Origin of the sequence: Streptomyces sp. NPDC087215, assembly GCF_044744885.1 — a bacterium.
In the GTDB taxonomy this organism is placed as follows: Bacteria; Actinomycetota; Actinomycetes; order Streptomycetales; family Streptomycetaceae; genus Streptomyces.
This window is the reverse complement of sequence record NZ_JBIUZD010000026.1, coordinates 41,270-57,406: the sequence shown is the minus strand read 5'-3', so window position 1 is coordinate 57,406 and position 16,137 is coordinate 41,270. Positions and strand designations below refer to the sequence as shown.

Genomic DNA, 16,137 nt, shown 5'->3' with positions numbered 1-16,137 from the left:
CCACTCCACGAGCGCGTGTGGCAGGTCGAGTGCGGCAGGATAGATGACCAACGAGGCCCCCGAGCAACGTGATTGAGACGTCAGACATCTCGATCGACTGCCCGGGGGCCTCGCTCGTTGCGCTTCACGGACCGTCACCCGATCGGTGGTCCGCTCGAAGAAGCTCAGTGGGTGGCAGGGGTCTTCTTGTCCCAGCTGTCGATGCGGGGACCCTTGCGGGTGAGTCGCCTGGTCATGAGGGTGATGAGTGACCAGTTCAGGTGTGCTTCGCTGTTCTGGGGCAGGCGTTCGTAGTCTCGCGCGTTGCGGCGGGCGTTCATGATCCAGCCGATGGTCCGCTCAACGCGCCAGCGCCGCGGAAGGACGATGAAGCCCTTCGTGCCTTTGGGCCGGGAGACGGTCCGCAGGGTGATTTTGAGGAAGTCCCGGGCCCAGTCGACGAGCTGGCCGGCGATAAGCGGATTCCGCCCAGACCTGGGCACTCATCACCCTGATGACCCGACGCCTGACCCGAGGCGGCAGGCCCCGCACCGACCGCTGGGATAAGAAGCCCTGGCCATCGGTCTGACGCTGCCCTGCCAGCAAGAGGGCTACCACCCCCGCCCCCCTCACCGAAGCACTCGGGCCCCGCCTCCGGCAGGGCCCGAGCCGCAAGACGTGAGAACAAATCGAGCGCACAACACCTCAGGCGTTCTCGATAGCAGTCGTCACTCTGGTCGTCTCACGGAGCAGTCGATAGGAAACCGCGGGTGCCGCATGCATCCGGCACCACTCCAGTTGTGCCAAGGCCTCAGCCTTCACATCCATGCTGCAAAGGCTACGGCTGCGTCCTGACAGCACGGGATCTCAAACACGCACTCAACAAACCCACAACACCCCAGGCCACCAACGACCCGACACACCAACAAACCCCCCTCCGAGCGTTAGGCGCAGTTCGGCCGTGCTCATGGTCTCCAGTGCCTTGCCTGCGATCCAGAATGCCTGGTGCAGGTTGTCGACGCCAGCCTCGCAGGCTTCGAGGTCCTGGCGCTCCTGGGAGGAGAGTTCTTCTCCGCTGTGGGGCTGGTATGGGGCCGGGATGGAGGCGAGGGTGGTGCCGGGGAGCGGCTGGACTACGACGCTCCCCGAGGCAGCTTCGGCAGCAGATCCTTGAGAGTGTCGCCCATGGCGGCGAAGGCGATGTCCTTGTCCCGTGCGTCCATGGTCCGCTCGTCCCTGGGGTGTCCGCTCTGGACATGGATCTCACAGTCGAGATTGCTGTCCCGGACGATCATCCGGAGGTCGTCCTTCCAGACACCCTTCTCAGCGGAGACAAAACGGAACGCCTGGCGTCCGACCCCGGGTACGGCGGCGGTGCCGTTCTTGTCGGTGACCGCCGACTCCTTGGCGTATTCGTGCGTCCTGATGGCCTCGCCGACCTGAGCCCAGGCGGTGCAGTGGACGACGGCACGGGCGTACCGATCCCTGCCATTGCCGAGCGACTGCTTGCACTCGGAGCCGCTACTCTTCGCCGGATCGGCACCAGTCCCACGGGATGCCGCCTTGCCACGGACGGGACCGACGGCGGTCGCCAGCTCACTGAAGTCGATGACATCACAGAGACGGTTGGGCGGCAGATAGCTGCCGGGCCCGTCGGTACGTTCGGCCTTCGGTGTCGGCTTCGGCTTCGCGGACTCCTTGCCGTCCCCGCCGCAGCCGACCAACGCCACCGCCATCGCGGCCACCAACAGAGCGCGGCCAGAACTGCCCAGCGTCGTACGTAACATGGCGCTCCCCGGGGGTGATCGCGATGGACTTCCCGGGGAATGCTAACGGACCGACCACCCACCCCAACCTTCTGAACGGCACAGACACCGCAGCTACCGAACTGACACCACGATGCCGGACCACCACCGACAAAAGCCCGCAGATCATCAGTCAGCGTTTGACGCGGTTGCGGATGGTGAGACCTCTCGGATTCATGTCAGTACGCGAACTGCACCCCTATCGCCCGAAGACAGTAGACACGCACCCGATCTCTCACCCCGCGACAGTGATACCTCGACCCCGAAAGCCCATTGACCAGTACAAAAACACCCCGGCATGAGAACAGCCCCCTGTCTCTCGCCACCACTGTCCAGAAACCGAGAAATCGCACATGACCGACGCCACGAACACCGCCTCCGCCAGCCGCGCCAACCGTGTGATCACGATCATCGCCGCCGTCGTCGGCCTCGCCTTCACCGGCTTATGGGCCTTCATCTCCATCCCGCAGCTCATGGACTTCATCGGCGACCGGGACGTCACCCCGCCGGTGTTCGGGGCCATCGCGGTCCTTGCCGGTCCCCTCCTGTTCTGGTCCTTCATCGGTCTCGGATTCGGCATGAGCGCGCTGGGCTGGGCCGCCGGACTCGCCGTCACCGGCATCTTCATCAGCCTCACCTGTGGGTCCCTCGTCGCCGCCTCCGACGGCCACGGCTTCTCCTACTGGCTGTTCATCGCCCTGCTCGTCGCCTGCGACATCGCCGCCTTCTGTGTGACTCCCTACGTCCTCGTCCGCGGCACGGTCGGACGCCGCCGTTGACCCGTCGGCCCCCGGGGCGGGCGAAGTGGCCGGAAGCCCGGACCACCCCCGCCCGGCGCTGACACACTCGGCACCGTTGTGATCACCGCGTATCGACGGAGGACATGTTGAGCCAGCAGGAGCAGCCCTGGCAGCCGGGCCCGAGCGATCTGCTCTTCACCACCCACCTGATCAACCCCCACGGCGACCGGCACCTCGGCTTCAACGACATCGAGGGCCGCTTCCACCGGCTGTGGCAGCACCGGCAGCCCGAACCGCTCCACACCGGCGACGCGATCCTGCTGCGACCCAGCGACATCGACCAGATCATCAAGCTCTCCATGAACTGGGTGAAAAAGCCACCCCACCAGAACCCACGACCCAGATCATCCAGCCAGTCAGACCCCAAAACCAGCCTTCAAAAACAACCACTGAGCACCCCGAACAGCCCCAACGGGAGGGCGGGTTCCCGCCGCTCGCAGAAGCGGAGCGGGTCGTGCTCGCGGAGCGGGTCCCGGCGCCCCGGGGCGGCCGGGCGCTCAGTCTCAGCCACTCCCCCGGCGCCCTCCCGACCATCTCGCCGGCCTCGGCTACCAGGTCGACGCCGTCAGTCTGTCCCCCTCCGCGTCCCAGGCCGGCACCACGCACCCCGGGGCCAGGCCGGTGCGGTCTCTGCGGTGGGACATCGAGCACGGCGACCCGGCCGTCCTCCATCCCGGCGGATACGACCTGATCGTCCTGCGTCACATCCTCGCCGCCCTCCAGGACCGCACCCGCGTCCTCAGACTCCTCGCCGGACGGCTGCGCCCCGGCGGCGCGCTGGCCGTCATCACCGCAGTGCCCGGGCACACGCCCCGGGAGCGGCACACCGCGCTCGACGAGGAGGAGCTCGCGCTGGCCTCTGAAGGGTGGCAGAGCGTGGAACGCCTGGGCGAGCTGGTACGGGACCGGATCCCGCAGATCATCCAGGAGGCCGGCGCCGAACCCGTCACCTACACCGCAGGGCCCGCAGAGTACCCCGGGCTGCTGCTGGCCAAGCTCTACGAGGAACTCGGCGAACTCGCCCACGCCGACATCTCCGCGAAGCCCGAGGAACTCGCCGACCTCACTGAAGCACTCGACGCCTACGCCCGGGAACTCGGTATCGCCAAGGGCGACCTGGAGGCTCTGCGGGCCGACAAGCGCCGCAAGCGCGGCGGGTTCAGCGACGGCGTCGTCTGGCTGGGCAACCGGTAGCGAGCCCGCGGCCCGTACGCCTCCGGCGCCGACGCCTCGGCCCGGGGCGGCCTCACCACAGGCTCTGAAGCCGCCATGAGGGGCGTGGCCGGGAAGGGTCGGCCCGGTCAGGCGGGCGTACCCGTCCTGGCCTGCCCGGGCTCCGCGGGGAACTGGCGTGACCAGGTCTCGCCGTACTGTCCCATCGCGTACTGGGCGAGACGAAGGCGCTGGATGTCGGATGTTCCGGCAGGCGCGAGGAGGTGGAGGGCGTCGCGGAGGTATCGGCTTGTGGGAAGGGTGGTGAACAGCCCGGCGCCCGTCTGGATCTCCATCGCGTCGCGCGCCGACTCGATCGCCGACTCCACCCCACCACCTTCGCGTTCATCAGCTCCGCGTCGCACTCCACTCCCCGGTCAAGCAGGTGGACGGCGTGGTAGGCGGTGAGGCGGGCGGTCATGAGACGTGAGGTGATCCGCCCGATCCGGTCACGGACCACCGGCTGCTCGCCAAGCGGTCTGCCGTAGCGGGAGCGTTCCGCGCAGAACCGGACCGTCTCCTCGAGCACCGCCTGATGGATCCCCAGCGCCACCGCGGTCAAGTTCGCCCGCCCGTACAGCACGCTGGAGGAGTAGGCCACCTTCAGCCCGTCGCCCTCCCGCCCGATGCGGTTCGCCACGGGGACGCGGCAACCGTCGAAGACCAGCTCTCCGAAGCTGAACCCGTGCAGGCCCAGGGCCTCCTCCTGCGCGTTGACGGTCAGCCCGCGGGTGCCGGTCTCGACCAGGAAGGCGGTCAAGCCGCCGGAGCCCGGTCCGGTCCGGGCGACGACCCCGTGCAGGTCGCCGACATGCGAGTTCCCCACGTACACCTTCCGGCCGGTCAGGACGTAGCTGTCGCCGTCGCGGACCGCCGTGGCCTCCATGGCGGCGACGTGCCCGCCCGACCCGTGCTCGGTCACCGCGATCGTCGGCAGCACCTCGCCGGCCGCGATCCGCGGCAGCCACCAGCGCTTCTGCTCCTCGGTCCCGAAGTGGATGATCTTCGCCACCCCGAGCTGGGACGCCTGGACCGTCGCGCCCATCGCGCCGTCCACCCGGGCCAGTTCCTCGATGATGACGGTCTTCGCCACGTGCCCGGCGCCCATCCCGCCGTAGGAACGGCCGATCGTCACGCCCAGCCACCCCTGTGCGGCAATCCGCCGCGACAGGCCCAGGTCCGCGCGGCGGGAGGACTCCAACTGGGTTACCAGCGGCCGTACCTCGTCCTCGGCAAACGCTCTGACCGTCTTTCTCAGGCTCCGGTGCCGCTGGTTGAGGAAGTAGGCGTCCATCAATCACGTCCTCGAAAGCAGGATCTCCGCGTCGGGCGCAGCGGCCCGACGCGGTCACCCGGGTGGTTCCGGGCGGGGCACACCGTGCACCGGGTGCTGGTCTCGCTCTGGAAGCCACACACCCCGTCGCCGATGCCGCGACCGCGTGCACGGCGGCGTTCGCCCTGCTCGGCCACGCGGCCGGCAACACCATCGCCTGTCTCAAGGGGGAGGCGCTGGACGCCGATCCCCTCACGCCACCCAACGCCGGCTTCGTCGACATGTTGGCTGAGAACGGCATGGACGGACACAACCCCGACCTCGACCTCCTGCGGAAGCAGGCCGCACATGTGTATACCGCGTTCCTCCAGACCGCAGCCGATGCCCTCGGGGAAAGCGCCCTCACCCCGTCCCGGTAGCCGGCGCAGGCAATATGCCCGGCAGCAGCACGACCGACGGGCGGATTCGTTCTCCCGATCGGCCGAGGGTGATCTCGGATCAGCGGGGACCCGGCAGCCGGGTGAGGCCAGAGATGCCCTCGAGTTCGGCCTTGGCCTGCTCCAATTCGAGGGAGAGCTCCGCGATGATCATCCTCATTGCCTTGCCTCGCCCCTGTTCCTGGCGGAGCTCGCCCCCCAGGTCGTCGATCTCGGTCTTGAGCTTCCGGTTTTCATCAGAGAGTTCCTGCATCGCAATCGGCGCGGAGTCCTGGGCCTTCACACGGGCGCAGAGGGCCCGCACGGCACAGGCCGTGCGGGCCTTCCGCGCGTGGGCCGACGGCCCGGCCGAACAGTCCGGCGACGGCCGCCCGGCGGAAAGCCCCACGGCCGCCCCGGGACGGCCCGTGGGGCGGGCACGGGCAGGCGTCCGAAGAGCGGAGCCCCTTGTTACGTTCCCACCATGGGCTCATGGAGGCACCGTCATACGGGAGCGGAAGAGTCCCCCGCGTGAACACGAGCCCGCACCTGAGCCAGAGCCCGAACCCGGCCTCGGCACCGCCCCGTTCCCCGGGACGGCGAGCCCTCTCGGCACGTCTCCTCCTCGTCCTGTCCGCCGCCTCCTTCGTCGCGGCCTCCCTGGCCGCCCCCGGTACGGCCGTCGCCCAGGAACCGGCCGGCGCCGTCGCCTCCGTACCGCCGATCGACTGGGGCGCCTGCCAGGCCGAGCCGCCCTACCCCGAGCCCGGCCCGCGCGCCGAGTGCGCCACGGTGCAGGTGCCGGTGGACTGGTCGAAGCCGGACGGCCCCAAGGTCGGCATCTTCGTCGCCCGCCACCGGGCCACCGACCCCGCGCGCCGGATCGGCGTCCTGATGTCGAACCCGGGCGGACCCGGCGCGCCCGGCGCCGACGACGCCATGTACGCCGACGACCCGATCAGCGGCTACACCCCCGACATGCTCCAGCGCTTCGACATGGTCGGCTTCGACCCCCGTGGCGTCGGCCGCAGCCAGAGCGCCAGTTGCGACGAGAGCCTCATCGGATCGATCCCGGCCCGCCCCCGCGACGCCGCCGAGTTCGAACGGATGCGCGTCCTCAACGGGCAGCTGGCCGACAGCTGTCTGCGGCGGACGGGGCCGCTCGCCGCCCACATGGACGGGGAGACCGTGGCCCGTGACATGGACGCGATCCGCGCCGCCCTCGGCGAGAGCCGGATCAGCTTCATCGGCCACTCCTACGGCACCTTCCTCGGCGAGCGGTACGCCCGTCTGTTCCCCGGCAGGCTCCGCGCCCTGGCGCTCGACAGCGCCATGGACCCGGACCGGTCGAACGTCGAGCGCTACCTCACCGACGGCGCCGTCACCGTCGACACCGCCCTCAAGCGGCTCGCCGCCTGGTGCGAGAAGGACGCGTCCTGCGCCCTCAAGGGCAAGGACGTCCTCGCCGTCACCGACGGACTGTTCGCCCGCGCCGACGCGGGCAAGCTCCGCGATCCGGGCCCGAACGGCCCGACGCGCACCAGGATCGACGCCGACCGGCTCACCGACTTCCTGACCTTCGCCGTCGGCAAGGGCAGCTGGGAGGAGACGGCGAAGCAACTGGCCGCCCTGCACTCCGGCAAGGGCGAGGTCTTCTGGATGTCCTCCGGCAGGGACATCGCCTCGCGGCTCGTGCTGTGCCGGGACTACGACTTCCGGATCCGCGACCACGCCGAGTACCGGGCCGTCCTCAAGCGGGTCGCGAAGGCCGCCCCGCACGTCCGCTACAACTCCCAGTCGCTGGACACCGTCCTCGGCTGCCAGGGCTGGACGATGCCGCCCAAGCCCCGTCCGGCCCGGGCGGCGGGCCCCCTTCCGCCCGTCCTCGTGGTCAACGCGACCCTCGACCTCGCGACCCCGCTGCCCGGAGCGCGCCGCATGGCACGCTCGTTCCCGAACGCCACCGTGTTCACGATGGACGTCGTGGGCCACTGGCTCTACCGCAGGGGCTCGACGGTGGAGGCGATGCGGACGATCGACGACTACCTCACCGACCCCAGGGGCTGACCCGGAGCGGCACAGGAGGACGCCGATGCCCCGCGGCCCGTAGGAGCCGCGGGGCATCGGGCACGGTTCGGCGGGGCTCAGAGCCGCCCGACGACCTTCCGCGGGGTGATGCGGACGACCACGCGCTGGGCGTCGTCGACCGCGTCCGGGTTGAACTCGCGGTACTTCTTGCCGACGTACTTCACCGAGAGCTCGTCGATCAGCTCCTGACCGCCCTCGGTGCCGAGCTCGGCGGTGCCTCGGATCTCGGCGTACTCGTACGGGGAGTCGAACGGCTGGAGCAGCACGGTGACCCTGGGATCGCGGCGCAGGTTCTTCTCCTTGCGCCGTCCCACGGTCGTCGAGATCAGCACGTCGTCACCGTCGCGCTTCACCCACACCGGGGACACCTGAGGGCTCCCGTCGGGCTGGATGGTGGCGATGGTGACGAAGACGGGGCTGTCGAGCAGTTCCTTGAGCCTGTCGCTGAGCTCAGCGGACACGATGGCTCCCTTCGGACGCGTACGGATGTCGTCTCCTCTCCTACCCCATTCCGCTCCGGTTCCCCGGCAACCGGCCGGCCCTCGCCGTGGCGCGCCCGGGACGGGTGACGGCCTCCCGGAGGGGCGGGGGCGTGTCGTGCACGCCCCTTGGCCACCGGCGGGCGCTGACGGACACTGAGGTGATGACACAGCGCGTGGACCTCTCCGCCGTGATGGACCGGCTCGCCCTCGACGATCTCGTCACCGGCTACGCGACGGCCGTGGACGACGGTGACTGGCCCGCCTACCGGGCCCTGTTCACCTCCGACGGCCGCGCCGACTACCGGGGCTCCGGCGGGATCGAGGGCCCCGCCGCCGAGGTCGCGGAGTGGCTGGCCGCGACCATGCCGCTGTTCCCCGTACGCCAGCACCTCATCGTGAACCGCCGGGTCACCTTCCGGACGCCGGGCGGTTTCCCGGAGACCGGCGACCTCGCCGACGTCGACGCCGCCTACGTCAATCCGATGCGCTTCGCCTCCGGCGAGGACTTCGTCTGCGGCGGGCGCTACGTCTTCGGCGCCCGCCGCACCCCGGACGGCTGGCGCCTCCGCTCGGTCGTCGTCGACGAACGGTGGCGCCGTACGGGCTGAGGCGCCCGAGGCCTTCCCGTACGGCCCCGGTGCTCTGCCGGGGGCACCCCGGCACCGTTCTCCGCCGCTGCCACCCGGTCACCACGCTCCGGGGAGCCCCACCGGAAGGCCGTGCCGGACAGACCTGGCGGACGGCTCCGGCGGGCCCGTCCTGTCCGGAAACCGCCTCGGCCTCCCGCGTACCGGAACCGGCGTCAGCGGCCCCGGCGCCTCGCGGCCCCCCGTCCCTCTCAGGACGCCTGGGTCAGCGCCTCGCGGACGACCCGCTCGCACAGTTCGTGCGTGGCCAGCGCGTCCCGCGCGCTCAGCACCCGGCCCTCGCGCACCGCGTCGAGGAAGCCGAGCACGGCCTGCTCGATACCGCGCTGCCGGGCCACCGGCACCCAGTCTCCGCGCCGCCGCAGGGTCGGCTGGCCCTTGTGGTCGACCACCTCGGACAGATTGAGCACCTGACGCTTGGTGTCCTGCCCCGAGACCTCCAGGATCTCCTCCGTGGAGCCGTTCATCCGGTTCATCATGCCGATGGCGGTGAAGCCGTCGCCGGAGAGCTGGAGCACCACGTGGTGCATGAGCCCCTCCCTGATCCTGGCCCGCACGTCGACGTGCTCGATGTCGCCGGGCAGCAGGAACCGCAGGGTGTCGACGACATGGATGAAGTCGTCGAGCACGAACGTGCGCGGGTCCTCGGGCAGCCCCACCCGGTTCTTCTGGAGGAGGATCAGCTCGCGCGGGTGCTCGACGCACTGCGCGTAGCCCGGCGCGAGACGCCGGTTGAAGCCGACCGCCAGGGAGACCGAACGCTTCTCGGCCAGTTCCACGATCCGCTCGGAGTCCGCGTACTCGTACGCGAGGGGCTTGTCGACGTACGTCGGCACGCCCGCTTCGATCAGCCGTTCCGCGATCTCCGCGTGGGCGGCGGTCGGAGCGTGCACGAAAGCGGCGTCGAGCCCCGCGGAGAGCAGCGAGCCGAGGTCGCGGTGGCGCTGACCGGCGGGCAGGTGCAGGGTGTCGGCGACCCGGTCGAGGGTCTCGGCGGTACGGGTCTGGAGGTGGAGCTCGACGCCCGGGAGGCTGCCGATCACGGGAAGGTACGCCTTCTGCGCGATGTCACCGAGTCCGATGCAGCCAACCTTCACGTGGTCTCCCTCGTCGTGTCCACCGGCCCTGCTCACAGAGGCCGTTCCCGCTGGTCAGCTTACGCGGACCGGTTCGGGGGCGAACGGCGGGCGCCCGGCGGAAAGCGGTGGCGCGGGCGGGAGGCTTGGGGCACGATGCCGCGCATGACCATCGAAAGCACGGCATCCGTCCCCCGCGTCGACCCCGGCACCACCACGGGAGAACGCGAGGCGCTGGAGCAATGGCTCGACTTCCACCGCGCGACCCTCGCGATGAAGTGCGAGGGGCTCACCGACGCCCAGCTCCGCACCCTTTCGGTCCCGCCCTCCGACCTCAACCTCCTGGGGCTGGTCCGTCACATGGCGGAGGTGGAGCGCGGCTGGTTCCGGGAGATCCTCGCCGGTGAGGAGGTCCCGTACATCTACTCCACGGAGGAGGACCACGACGGGGACATCCACGTCTCGGACGAGGACACCTACGAGGAGGCCCACGCCACCTGGCAGGCGGAGATCGCCCACGCGCGGAGCCTCGCCGCCGCCCGTGAACTGGACGATCTGGGCATCGGTACGCGCCACGGCGGGAAGACCTTCAACCTGCGCTGGATCTACCTCCACATGATCGAGGAGTACGCCCGCCACAACGGCCACGCGGACCTCATCCGCGAGCGCGTGGACGGCGCGACCGGCGACTGACCAGGGCCCGGCAGCGGCCCAGCGGGATCCGGTCCTGGTCCGGTCCTGAGCGGCCCCGCGCCCGGCCACCGTCCGGGTCCGGGGACCGGCCAGGTCCGGGACCCACCCAGGTCAAGGATCCGGTCCGGCCGAGGCCCGCCCGGTCGGGTTGGGCCCGGCCGGAGTCAGCCCTGGCCCAACCCGGTCCGAGGCCCAGCCCGGTCCGAAGTCCGGCCCGGTCCGAAGTCCGCCCGGCTCCGGCCCCAGGTCCGGCCCACCCTCCCCACCAGGCCCGGCCCGGCCCCCGGTCGTACCGACAGGGCTCGCGACGCACGGTCCGGCCCGGTCAAGCCCGCCGCCCTCCACCCTCACCCGTGCGGGGCATTCCCCACCGGTAGGGGCGCGGGGATCGTCGTCGGCCCAGCAGAGTGACGCGGGTGCATGGAACCCGAACCACAGCGAAGATCCTGGTCGGAGCGGCCGTGGCCGCCCTCGCGGGATGCGTGTCGGTGGACGCCCCGTCGGCCCCGCCCTCCCCCGCGCCCGCCACGGACTCCCCCCGCCCCGCCCAGGCGGTGGCGCCGCAGATCGTCGAGGGCCCGGCCCGCGAGGCGCTCGAAGCGGCGCTCCCCGCTCCCCCGCCGTCCACCGCGCCCCGCTCCGCACCCCCGGCCGAGCCGCACCGCCGGGTGCTCCCGCCCCGGCCGGAGGCGGCGCGCCCGGCGGCCGTACCCCCGCGCCGGGAGCGCCCCCGCCCGGCGGCCAGGCCGGCGCTCCCCGAACCGCCCGTGCTGACGGGCCTGCCGAGGACGCCCCCGGTGTCCCGCGCGGACGTGTGCGCGCTGGGCGAGCGGTACGGGGGCTGGCGGCCCGGCAGTGACCAGTCGAGGATCTGCCGCGGTGTGTACGGCCGCTGACCGCCCCCTCATAGCCCCCTGAGCCGTAGCTCAAGCCGTTCGATCGCCGCCCGCACCCCGTTGCCGTAGCCGTCGTCGTCCAGGTGGTCCGAGGCGACACGGGCCCGGTCGAGGTGGACCCGGGCGGCGTCGGGCTGCTGGAGCTTGACGTAGTCGGCGGCCAGGTTGAGGTGGAGGGAGGGGTACAGGGCCCGGAGCGCGGCGGCCGAGTCATGGGCGGCGACCCGCTCCTCGACGAGGCTCCCCGCCGCGCTCAGGGCCCGCAGGTCCCAGGCCAGCTCCGTGTCGGGGTCGTCCTGGGCGTCGGCCATGTAGTGGGCGAGGGTGCAGCGGTGGAGCGGGTCCCCCTCGGGACCGATCTCCTGCCACAGCAGGCCGAAGCGGTTGCGGGCCTCCTCGCGGTCGCCGCCGTGGAGCAGCATCATGGCCTGCCCGATCCTGGTCATGACGCCGTCGTCCGACACCTGCTGCTGCTCGGTCACCGCGACCTCCACCGCTTCGCCCACTGGGAGGCCGACGCTAGCCGCCCCCGACCCGGATCGGGCCGAGGCTCAGCCGAGGTCCGGGACGCGCCAGTCGATCGGCTCGTGTCCCTGGGCCGCGACGGCCTCGTCGATCTGGGTGAAGGGCCGCGAACCGAAGAACTTCTTCGCCGACAGCGGCGAGGGGTGGGCGCCCTTCACCACCACGTGCCGCTCCTCGTCGATGAGCGGCAGCTTCTTCTGCGCGTAGTTGCCCCAGAGGACGAAGACGGCCGGGTCGGGCCGCGAGGCGACGGCGGTGATGACCGCGTCGGTGAACTTCTCCCAGCCCTTGCCCTTGTGCGAGTTCGCCTCGCCGGAACGGACCGTCAGGACCGCGTTGAGCAGGAGGACTCCCTGCTCGGCCCACGGCATCAGATAGCCGTTGTCGGGGACGGGGTGGCCGAGCTCGGCCTGCATCTCCTTGTAGATGTTGCGCAGGGAGGGCGGGGTCTTCACCCCGGGCCGCACGGAGAAGCAGAGCCCGTGGCCCTGTCCCTCGCCGTGGTAGGGGTCCTGACCGAGGATCAGGACCTTGACCTTGTCGTACGGGGTGGCTTCGAGGGCGGCGAAGACCTCGTCCTTCGGCGGGAAGACCGGTCCCTCGGCGCGCTCCTCCTCGACGAACTCGGTGAGCTGGGCGAAGTAGGGCTTCTGCAGTTCCTCGCCGAGGACACCCCGCCAGGACTCGGGCAGCATGTTGGTATCGGTCACGGTCGACAACCTCCGGTGGACGTTCCTGTCTACGCCGCAGAACCTACCGGGGGCCACTGACAACGGCCCCCGGCGGCCCGTTCTCCTACCAGCTGGCCCGGCGGTTCAGCTCCCAGAGCTGCATGACCGTCTGCGGGTCGAGGGCGCGCTCACCGCCGCCGATGTCGTCACGTGCCGCGATGTAGAGCTTGCCCTGCCACAACGGCAGCAGCCGGACGTCCTGGACCATGATCTCCTGGGCCTCCACGAACTCGTTCGTGACGGTCCCCCGGTCGCTCTCGCGGCGGGACTTGGGGATGAGCTCGTTGGTGATCCGGTGGCTGATGTACGGGGTGCCGAGGACGTTCTCCTTGCCGAGGAACGGCGCGACGAAGTTGTCCGGGTCCGGGAAGTCGGGGAACCAGCCGCGGCCGAAGACCGGGTACTCGCCCTTCTGGTATCCGGCCTGGAACGCCGTCCAGGGCTTGCCGCGCAGGGTGATCCTGAAGAGGCCGGTCTCCTCCAGCTGGCGCTTCAGCTCGGCGAACTCGGCGGCGGTCGAGGAGCCGTACCGGTCCGTCGTGTACCAGAAGGTCAGCTCGACGGGATCGGTGATGCCCGCGTCACGCAGGATCTTCTTGGCCTTCTTGGCGTTCGGCGCGCCGTAGCGGTCGAAGAACTTGGTGGTGTGAGCGGCGATGCCCTTGGGCACCATGGAGTACAGGGGTTCGGCGGTGCCCTGGTAGACCTTGTTCACCAGTTCGTCGCGGTCGACGAGCTGGGCGATGGCCTGGCGGACGGGCAGTTTCGCGGCCGTGGGGTCCTGGGTGTTGAAGACCAGGTAGCGGATGTCCGCGCCCGTCGACTCGACGATCTGGAGACCCTTGTTCTCCGGCTTGTCGTCCTGGAGGGAGACGACCTCCTCGGCGGTGAGGCCGCGGTAGGTGGCGTCGATCTCCTTCTTGCGGAGGGCGGCGACCATCGCTTCGGAATGGTCGAAGTACCGGATGGTCACGCCGCCGTTCTTGCGGTCGGCGAAGCCCTTGTAGGTGGGGTTCTTCGTCAGCTGCGCCGTCTTGCGCTCGGCGTACGAGTCGAGGACGTACGGTCCCGAGCCCACGACCTTGCCGTCCTTGCGGAGCCGGTCGGCCGGGTACTCGGCCGGGTCGACCAGGGACATCGCCGGGGTGGCGAGGATGAACGGGAAGGTCGCGTCCGGCTTGTTGAGCCGGAAGACGACGGTCCGGTCGCCGACCGTCTCGATCTTGCCGAGCGAGCCGAGCATCCCGTTGGGGCCGCCCTTGGCGTTGATCGTGCGGATGCGCTCGATCGAGTACTGCACGGCCTTGGCGTCCAGCTTGTGCCCGTTGGAGAACGTGAGGCCCTCGATGAGCTTGCACTCGAAGACCCGGCTGGAGGTGTCGGTGAACTTGCAGTCGGCGGCGTCCGACTGTGGAGTCGTACTGCCCGTCGGGAAACTCACCAGGGTCTGGAAGACATTCCGGAAGAGCTCCCAGGAATTGTCCCAGGCGGCGGCTGGGTCAAGCGTGGAGGGAGAACTCGTCGTACCGATGACGATTCTCTGGTCCCCGGGGGATTCGCTGTCCGAGAAGACACCGCATCCGGTCACCAGGGATATGGACACAAGGGCTGCAGCGGCCTGCAGACTGGTCCGGTTGAACACGTGCACGCTCCTCGTTCAGCCAGGGGTCGGCCGACGATACCGCAGCACCCCGCCAGGTCAATCGTCCGGTCTGACGGGGCACTTGAGGCATTCGACCCTCAACCAGGCCCAATCCGGACACTCGTTCCGGAAAGTGTCCGGATATCGGTCACCCGACTCCGGCGTTCAGGAAAATCCCGCCGTCGACGACGAGCGTCTGCCCGGTGATCCACTCCGACTGCGCCGAGGTGAGGAAGGCGGCCGCGCCGCCGATGTCCTCGGGCTCGCCGAGGCGGCCGAGCGGATAGGCGGCCGCCGCCTCCGCCTCCCGGCCCTCGTAGAGAGCCTGCGCGAATTTCGTCTTCACCACGGCCGGAGCAATGGCATTGACGCGTACGAGCGGCGCGAATTCATGCGCCAGCTGGAGGGTCAGATTCACCATCGCGGCCTTGCTCATTCCGTACGCGCCGATGAAGGGCGAGGCGGAGACACCCGCGATCGAGGCGATGTTCACGATCGCGCCGCCGTGCTCCTTCTGCCAGGCGTGCCAGCTCCGCTGGGCGAAACCGAGCGCGGAGACCACGTTCGTCTCGAAGACCTTGCGGGCCACGCCGAGATCCAGATCGGCGAGGGGGCCGAAGACCGGGTTCGTACCGGCGTTGTTCACGAGGAAGTCGAGGCGGCCGAAGCCGTCCATCGCCGCCTCGACGGCGACGGCCTGGTGAGCCTCGTCGTGGGCCTTGCCGGGGACGCCGATCGCCCGGTCGGGGCCGAGGCGCTCCACGGCCGCCTTGAGGGCCTCCTCGCCCCGTCCGGTGATGACGACCCGGTCGCCCCGGGCGACGAGCGCCTCGGCGACGCCGTACCCGATGCCCCGGCTCGCGCCGGTGACGAGGGCGACCTTGCCGGAGAGTTCCGGGCGTTCCTGTGCGGTCATGACCTGCTCCTCCCGCTTCCGGACGTCAGTTGAGCGGGCCGCCGGCCACGTACATGACCTGGCCCGAGACGAAGCCCGCGTCGTCGCCGCTGAAGAAGGCGATGGCGTTCGCCACGTCCTCGGGGCGGCCGACGCGCTGCACCGGGATCATGGACGCGGCGGCGGCCTGGAAGTCCTCGAAGCCCATGCCGACGCGCTCGGCGGTCTGGGCGGTCATCTCGGTGACGATGAAGCCGGGCGCGACGGCGTTGGCGGTGACGCCGAACTTGCCGAGCTCCTTGGCGAGCGTCTTGGTGAGGCCCTGCAGACCGGCCTTCACGGCCGAGTAGTTCGCCTGGCCCCGGTTGCCGAGGGCCGACGAGGAGGAGAGCGACACGATCCGGCCGAAGCCCGCGTCCACCATGTGCTTCTGACAGGCCTTCGCCATCAGGAAGGCACCCTTGAGGTGCACGTTCATGACGAGGTCCCAGTCCGACTCGGACATCTTGAAGAGCAGGTTGTCGCGGAGCACGCCCGCGTTGTTGACGAGGATCGTCGGCGCGCCGAGCTCCTCGGCGACCCGTGCGACGGCGGCCTCGACCTGGGCCGCGTCGGACACGTCGCAGCCGACCGCGAGGGCGGTTCCACCGGCCGCGGTGATCTTCTCCACGGTGTCCCCGCAGGCCGCCTCGTCGAGGTCGAGCACGGCGACGGCGCGGCCCTCGGCCGCCAGGCGGATCGCGGTGGCGGCGCCGATGCCCCGGGCGGCACCCGTGACGACGGCTACGCGCTGCTCGGTGGTGGACATGCTTGTTCTCCTCGCCCTTGGAACGTCCCTGGTCGCGGCCGGACCGGTCGCCCGCTCCTGCGTCCCACACATGAGCGACCGCTTAGTATCGTCCGCAGAACGAGACGCTAGAAGCCCCGGCACCCGGTGTCAACGGCCCACCGGGTGCACCTGGTCACTCCCCGTCCCC

Annotated in this window: 15 protein-coding genes and 3 pseudogenes; 7 read left to right on the top strand and 11 right to left on the bottom strand. The window is 70.3% G+C overall.

Annotated features, from left to right (window positions below; translation table 11 throughout):
• Positions 1 to 170 precede the first annotated feature (170 nt).
• Both ACIO92_RS33485 and ACIO92_RS33480 read right to left on the bottom strand, forming a co-directional pair.
• Positions 171 to 474 (bottom strand): annotated as a pseudogene (locus ACIO92_RS33485) (transposase); the annotation flags it as partial.
• A 638-nt stretch (positions 475 to 1,112) separates the two neighbouring features.
• A complete protein-coding gene (locus ACIO92_RS33480) occupies positions 1,113 to 1,766 on the bottom strand; it encodes a hypothetical protein (RefSeq protein WP_402058817.1) in 654 nt (217 codons plus the stop codon).
• 371 nt (positions 1,767 to 2,137) lie between these two features.
• Here ACIO92_RS33480 and ACIO92_RS33475 point away from each other — a divergent pair, with 371 nt between their 5' ends.
• On the top strand, positions 2,138 to 2,563 hold the full coding sequence (locus ACIO92_RS33475) for a hypothetical protein (RefSeq protein WP_402058815.1): 426 nt from the start codon (positions 2,138 to 2,140) through the stop codon (positions 2,561 to 2,563).
• 564 nt (positions 2,564 to 3,127) lie between these two features.
• Positions 3,128 to 3,778, top strand: a pseudogene (locus ACIO92_RS33470) (methyltransferase); the annotation flags it as partial.
• A 107-nt stretch (positions 3,779 to 3,885) separates the two neighbouring features.
• Here the strand turns inward: ACIO92_RS33470 and ACIO92_RS33465 are convergent.
• Positions 3,886 to 5,090: pseudogene (locus ACIO92_RS33465) on the bottom strand (acyl-CoA dehydrogenase family protein).
• 62 nt (positions 5,091 to 5,152) lie between these two features.
• Between ACIO92_RS33465 and ACIO92_RS33460 the strand changes: the two are divergent.
• Positions 5,153 to 5,488 carry a hypothetical protein gene (locus tag ACIO92_RS33460; protein ID WP_402058813.1) on the top strand — a complete coding sequence of 112 codons (336 nt, stop codon included), beginning with the start codon at positions 5,153 to 5,155 and terminating at the stop codon, positions 5,486 to 5,488.
• 79 nt (positions 5,489 to 5,567) lie between these two features.
• On the opposite strand, the gene ACIO92_RS33455 is transcribed toward ACIO92_RS33460, so the two are convergent.
• Positions 5,568 to 5,789 carry a hypothetical protein gene (locus ACIO92_RS33455; RefSeq protein WP_402058812.1) on the bottom strand — a complete coding sequence of 74 codons (222 nt, stop codon included), beginning with the start codon at positions 5,787 to 5,789 and terminating at the stop codon, positions 5,568 to 5,570.
• Positions 5,790 to 6,016: 227 nt separating this feature from the next.
• On the opposite strand from ACIO92_RS33455, the gene ACIO92_RS33450 reads away from it, so the two are divergent.
• Positions 6,017 to 7,552 carry an alpha/beta hydrolase gene (locus tag ACIO92_RS33450; protein WP_402284128.1) on the top strand — a complete coding sequence of 512 codons (1,536 nt, stop codon included), beginning with the start codon at positions 6,017 to 6,019 and terminating at the stop codon, positions 7,550 to 7,552.
• A 77-nt stretch (positions 7,553 to 7,629) separates the two neighbouring features.
• Here ACIO92_RS33450 and ACIO92_RS33445 read toward each other — a convergent pair whose 3' ends face one another.
• Entirely contained in the window at positions 7,630 to 8,034 is a 405-nt protein-coding gene (locus ACIO92_RS33445) for a PPOX class F420-dependent oxidoreductase (protein WP_351796230.1), read from the bottom strand.
• A gap of 182 nt (positions 8,035 to 8,216) precedes the next feature.
• On the opposite strand from ACIO92_RS33445, the gene ACIO92_RS33440 reads away from it, so the two are divergent.
• Positions 8,217 to 8,663, top strand: a complete 447-nt coding sequence (locus ACIO92_RS33440) for a nuclear transport factor 2 family protein (protein WP_402058809.1) — start codon at positions 8,217 to 8,219, stop codon at positions 8,661 to 8,663.
• Between the two features lie 230 nt (positions 8,664 to 8,893).
• Here the strand turns inward: ACIO92_RS33440 and ACIO92_RS33435 are convergent, their stop codons facing one another.
• Positions 8,894 to 9,799 (bottom strand): Gfo/Idh/MocA family protein, encoded by a 906-nt coding sequence (locus tag ACIO92_RS33435; RefSeq protein WP_401242821.1) that lies wholly within the window; start codon positions 9,797 to 9,799, stop codon positions 8,894 to 8,896.
• 135 nt (positions 9,800 to 9,934) lie between these two features.
• Here ACIO92_RS33435 and ACIO92_RS33430 point away from each other — a divergent pair, with 135 nt between their 5' ends.
• Positions 9,935 to 10,471, top strand: a complete 537-nt coding sequence (locus tag ACIO92_RS33430) for a DinB family protein (protein ID WP_402284125.1) — start codon at positions 9,935 to 9,937, stop codon at positions 10,469 to 10,471.
• A gap of 416 nt (positions 10,472 to 10,887) precedes the next feature.
• Positions 10,888 to 11,367 carry a hypothetical protein gene (locus ACIO92_RS33425; protein WP_366445584.1) on the top strand — a complete coding sequence of 160 codons (480 nt, stop codon included), beginning with the start codon at positions 10,888 to 10,890 and terminating at the stop codon, positions 11,365 to 11,367.
• An 8-nt stretch (positions 11,368 to 11,375) separates the two neighbouring features.
• Here the strand turns inward: ACIO92_RS33425 and ACIO92_RS33420 are convergent, their stop codons facing one another.
• The 5 genes from ACIO92_RS33420 to fabG form a co-directional block, all read right to left on the bottom strand.
• Entirely contained in the window at positions 11,376 to 11,849 is a 474-nt protein-coding gene (locus tag ACIO92_RS33420; RefSeq protein WP_402284122.1) for a hypothetical protein, read from the bottom strand.
• Between the two features lie 69 nt (positions 11,850 to 11,918).
• Positions 11,919 to 12,602, bottom strand: a complete 684-nt coding sequence (gene ung, locus ACIO92_RS33415) for a uracil-DNA glycosylase (protein WP_366445586.1) — start codon at positions 12,600 to 12,602, stop codon at positions 11,919 to 11,921.
• Between the two features lie 85 nt (positions 12,603 to 12,687).
• Entirely contained in the window at positions 12,688 to 14,265 is a 1,578-nt protein-coding gene (locus ACIO92_RS33410) for an ABC transporter substrate-binding protein (RefSeq protein ID WP_366445587.1), read from the bottom strand.
• A gap of 148 nt (positions 14,266 to 14,413) precedes the next feature.
• A complete protein-coding gene (locus ACIO92_RS33405; RefSeq protein WP_366445588.1) occupies positions 14,414 to 15,181 on the bottom strand; it encodes an SDR family oxidoreductase in 768 nt (255 codons plus the stop codon).
• Between the two features lie 25 nt (positions 15,182 to 15,206).
• On the bottom strand, positions 15,207 to 15,968 hold the full coding sequence (fabG, locus tag ACIO92_RS33400; RefSeq protein ID WP_401242813.1) for a 3-oxoacyl-ACP reductase FabG: 762 nt from the start codon (positions 15,966 to 15,968) through the stop codon (positions 15,207 to 15,209).
• Positions 15,969 to 16,137 lie beyond the last annotated feature (169 nt).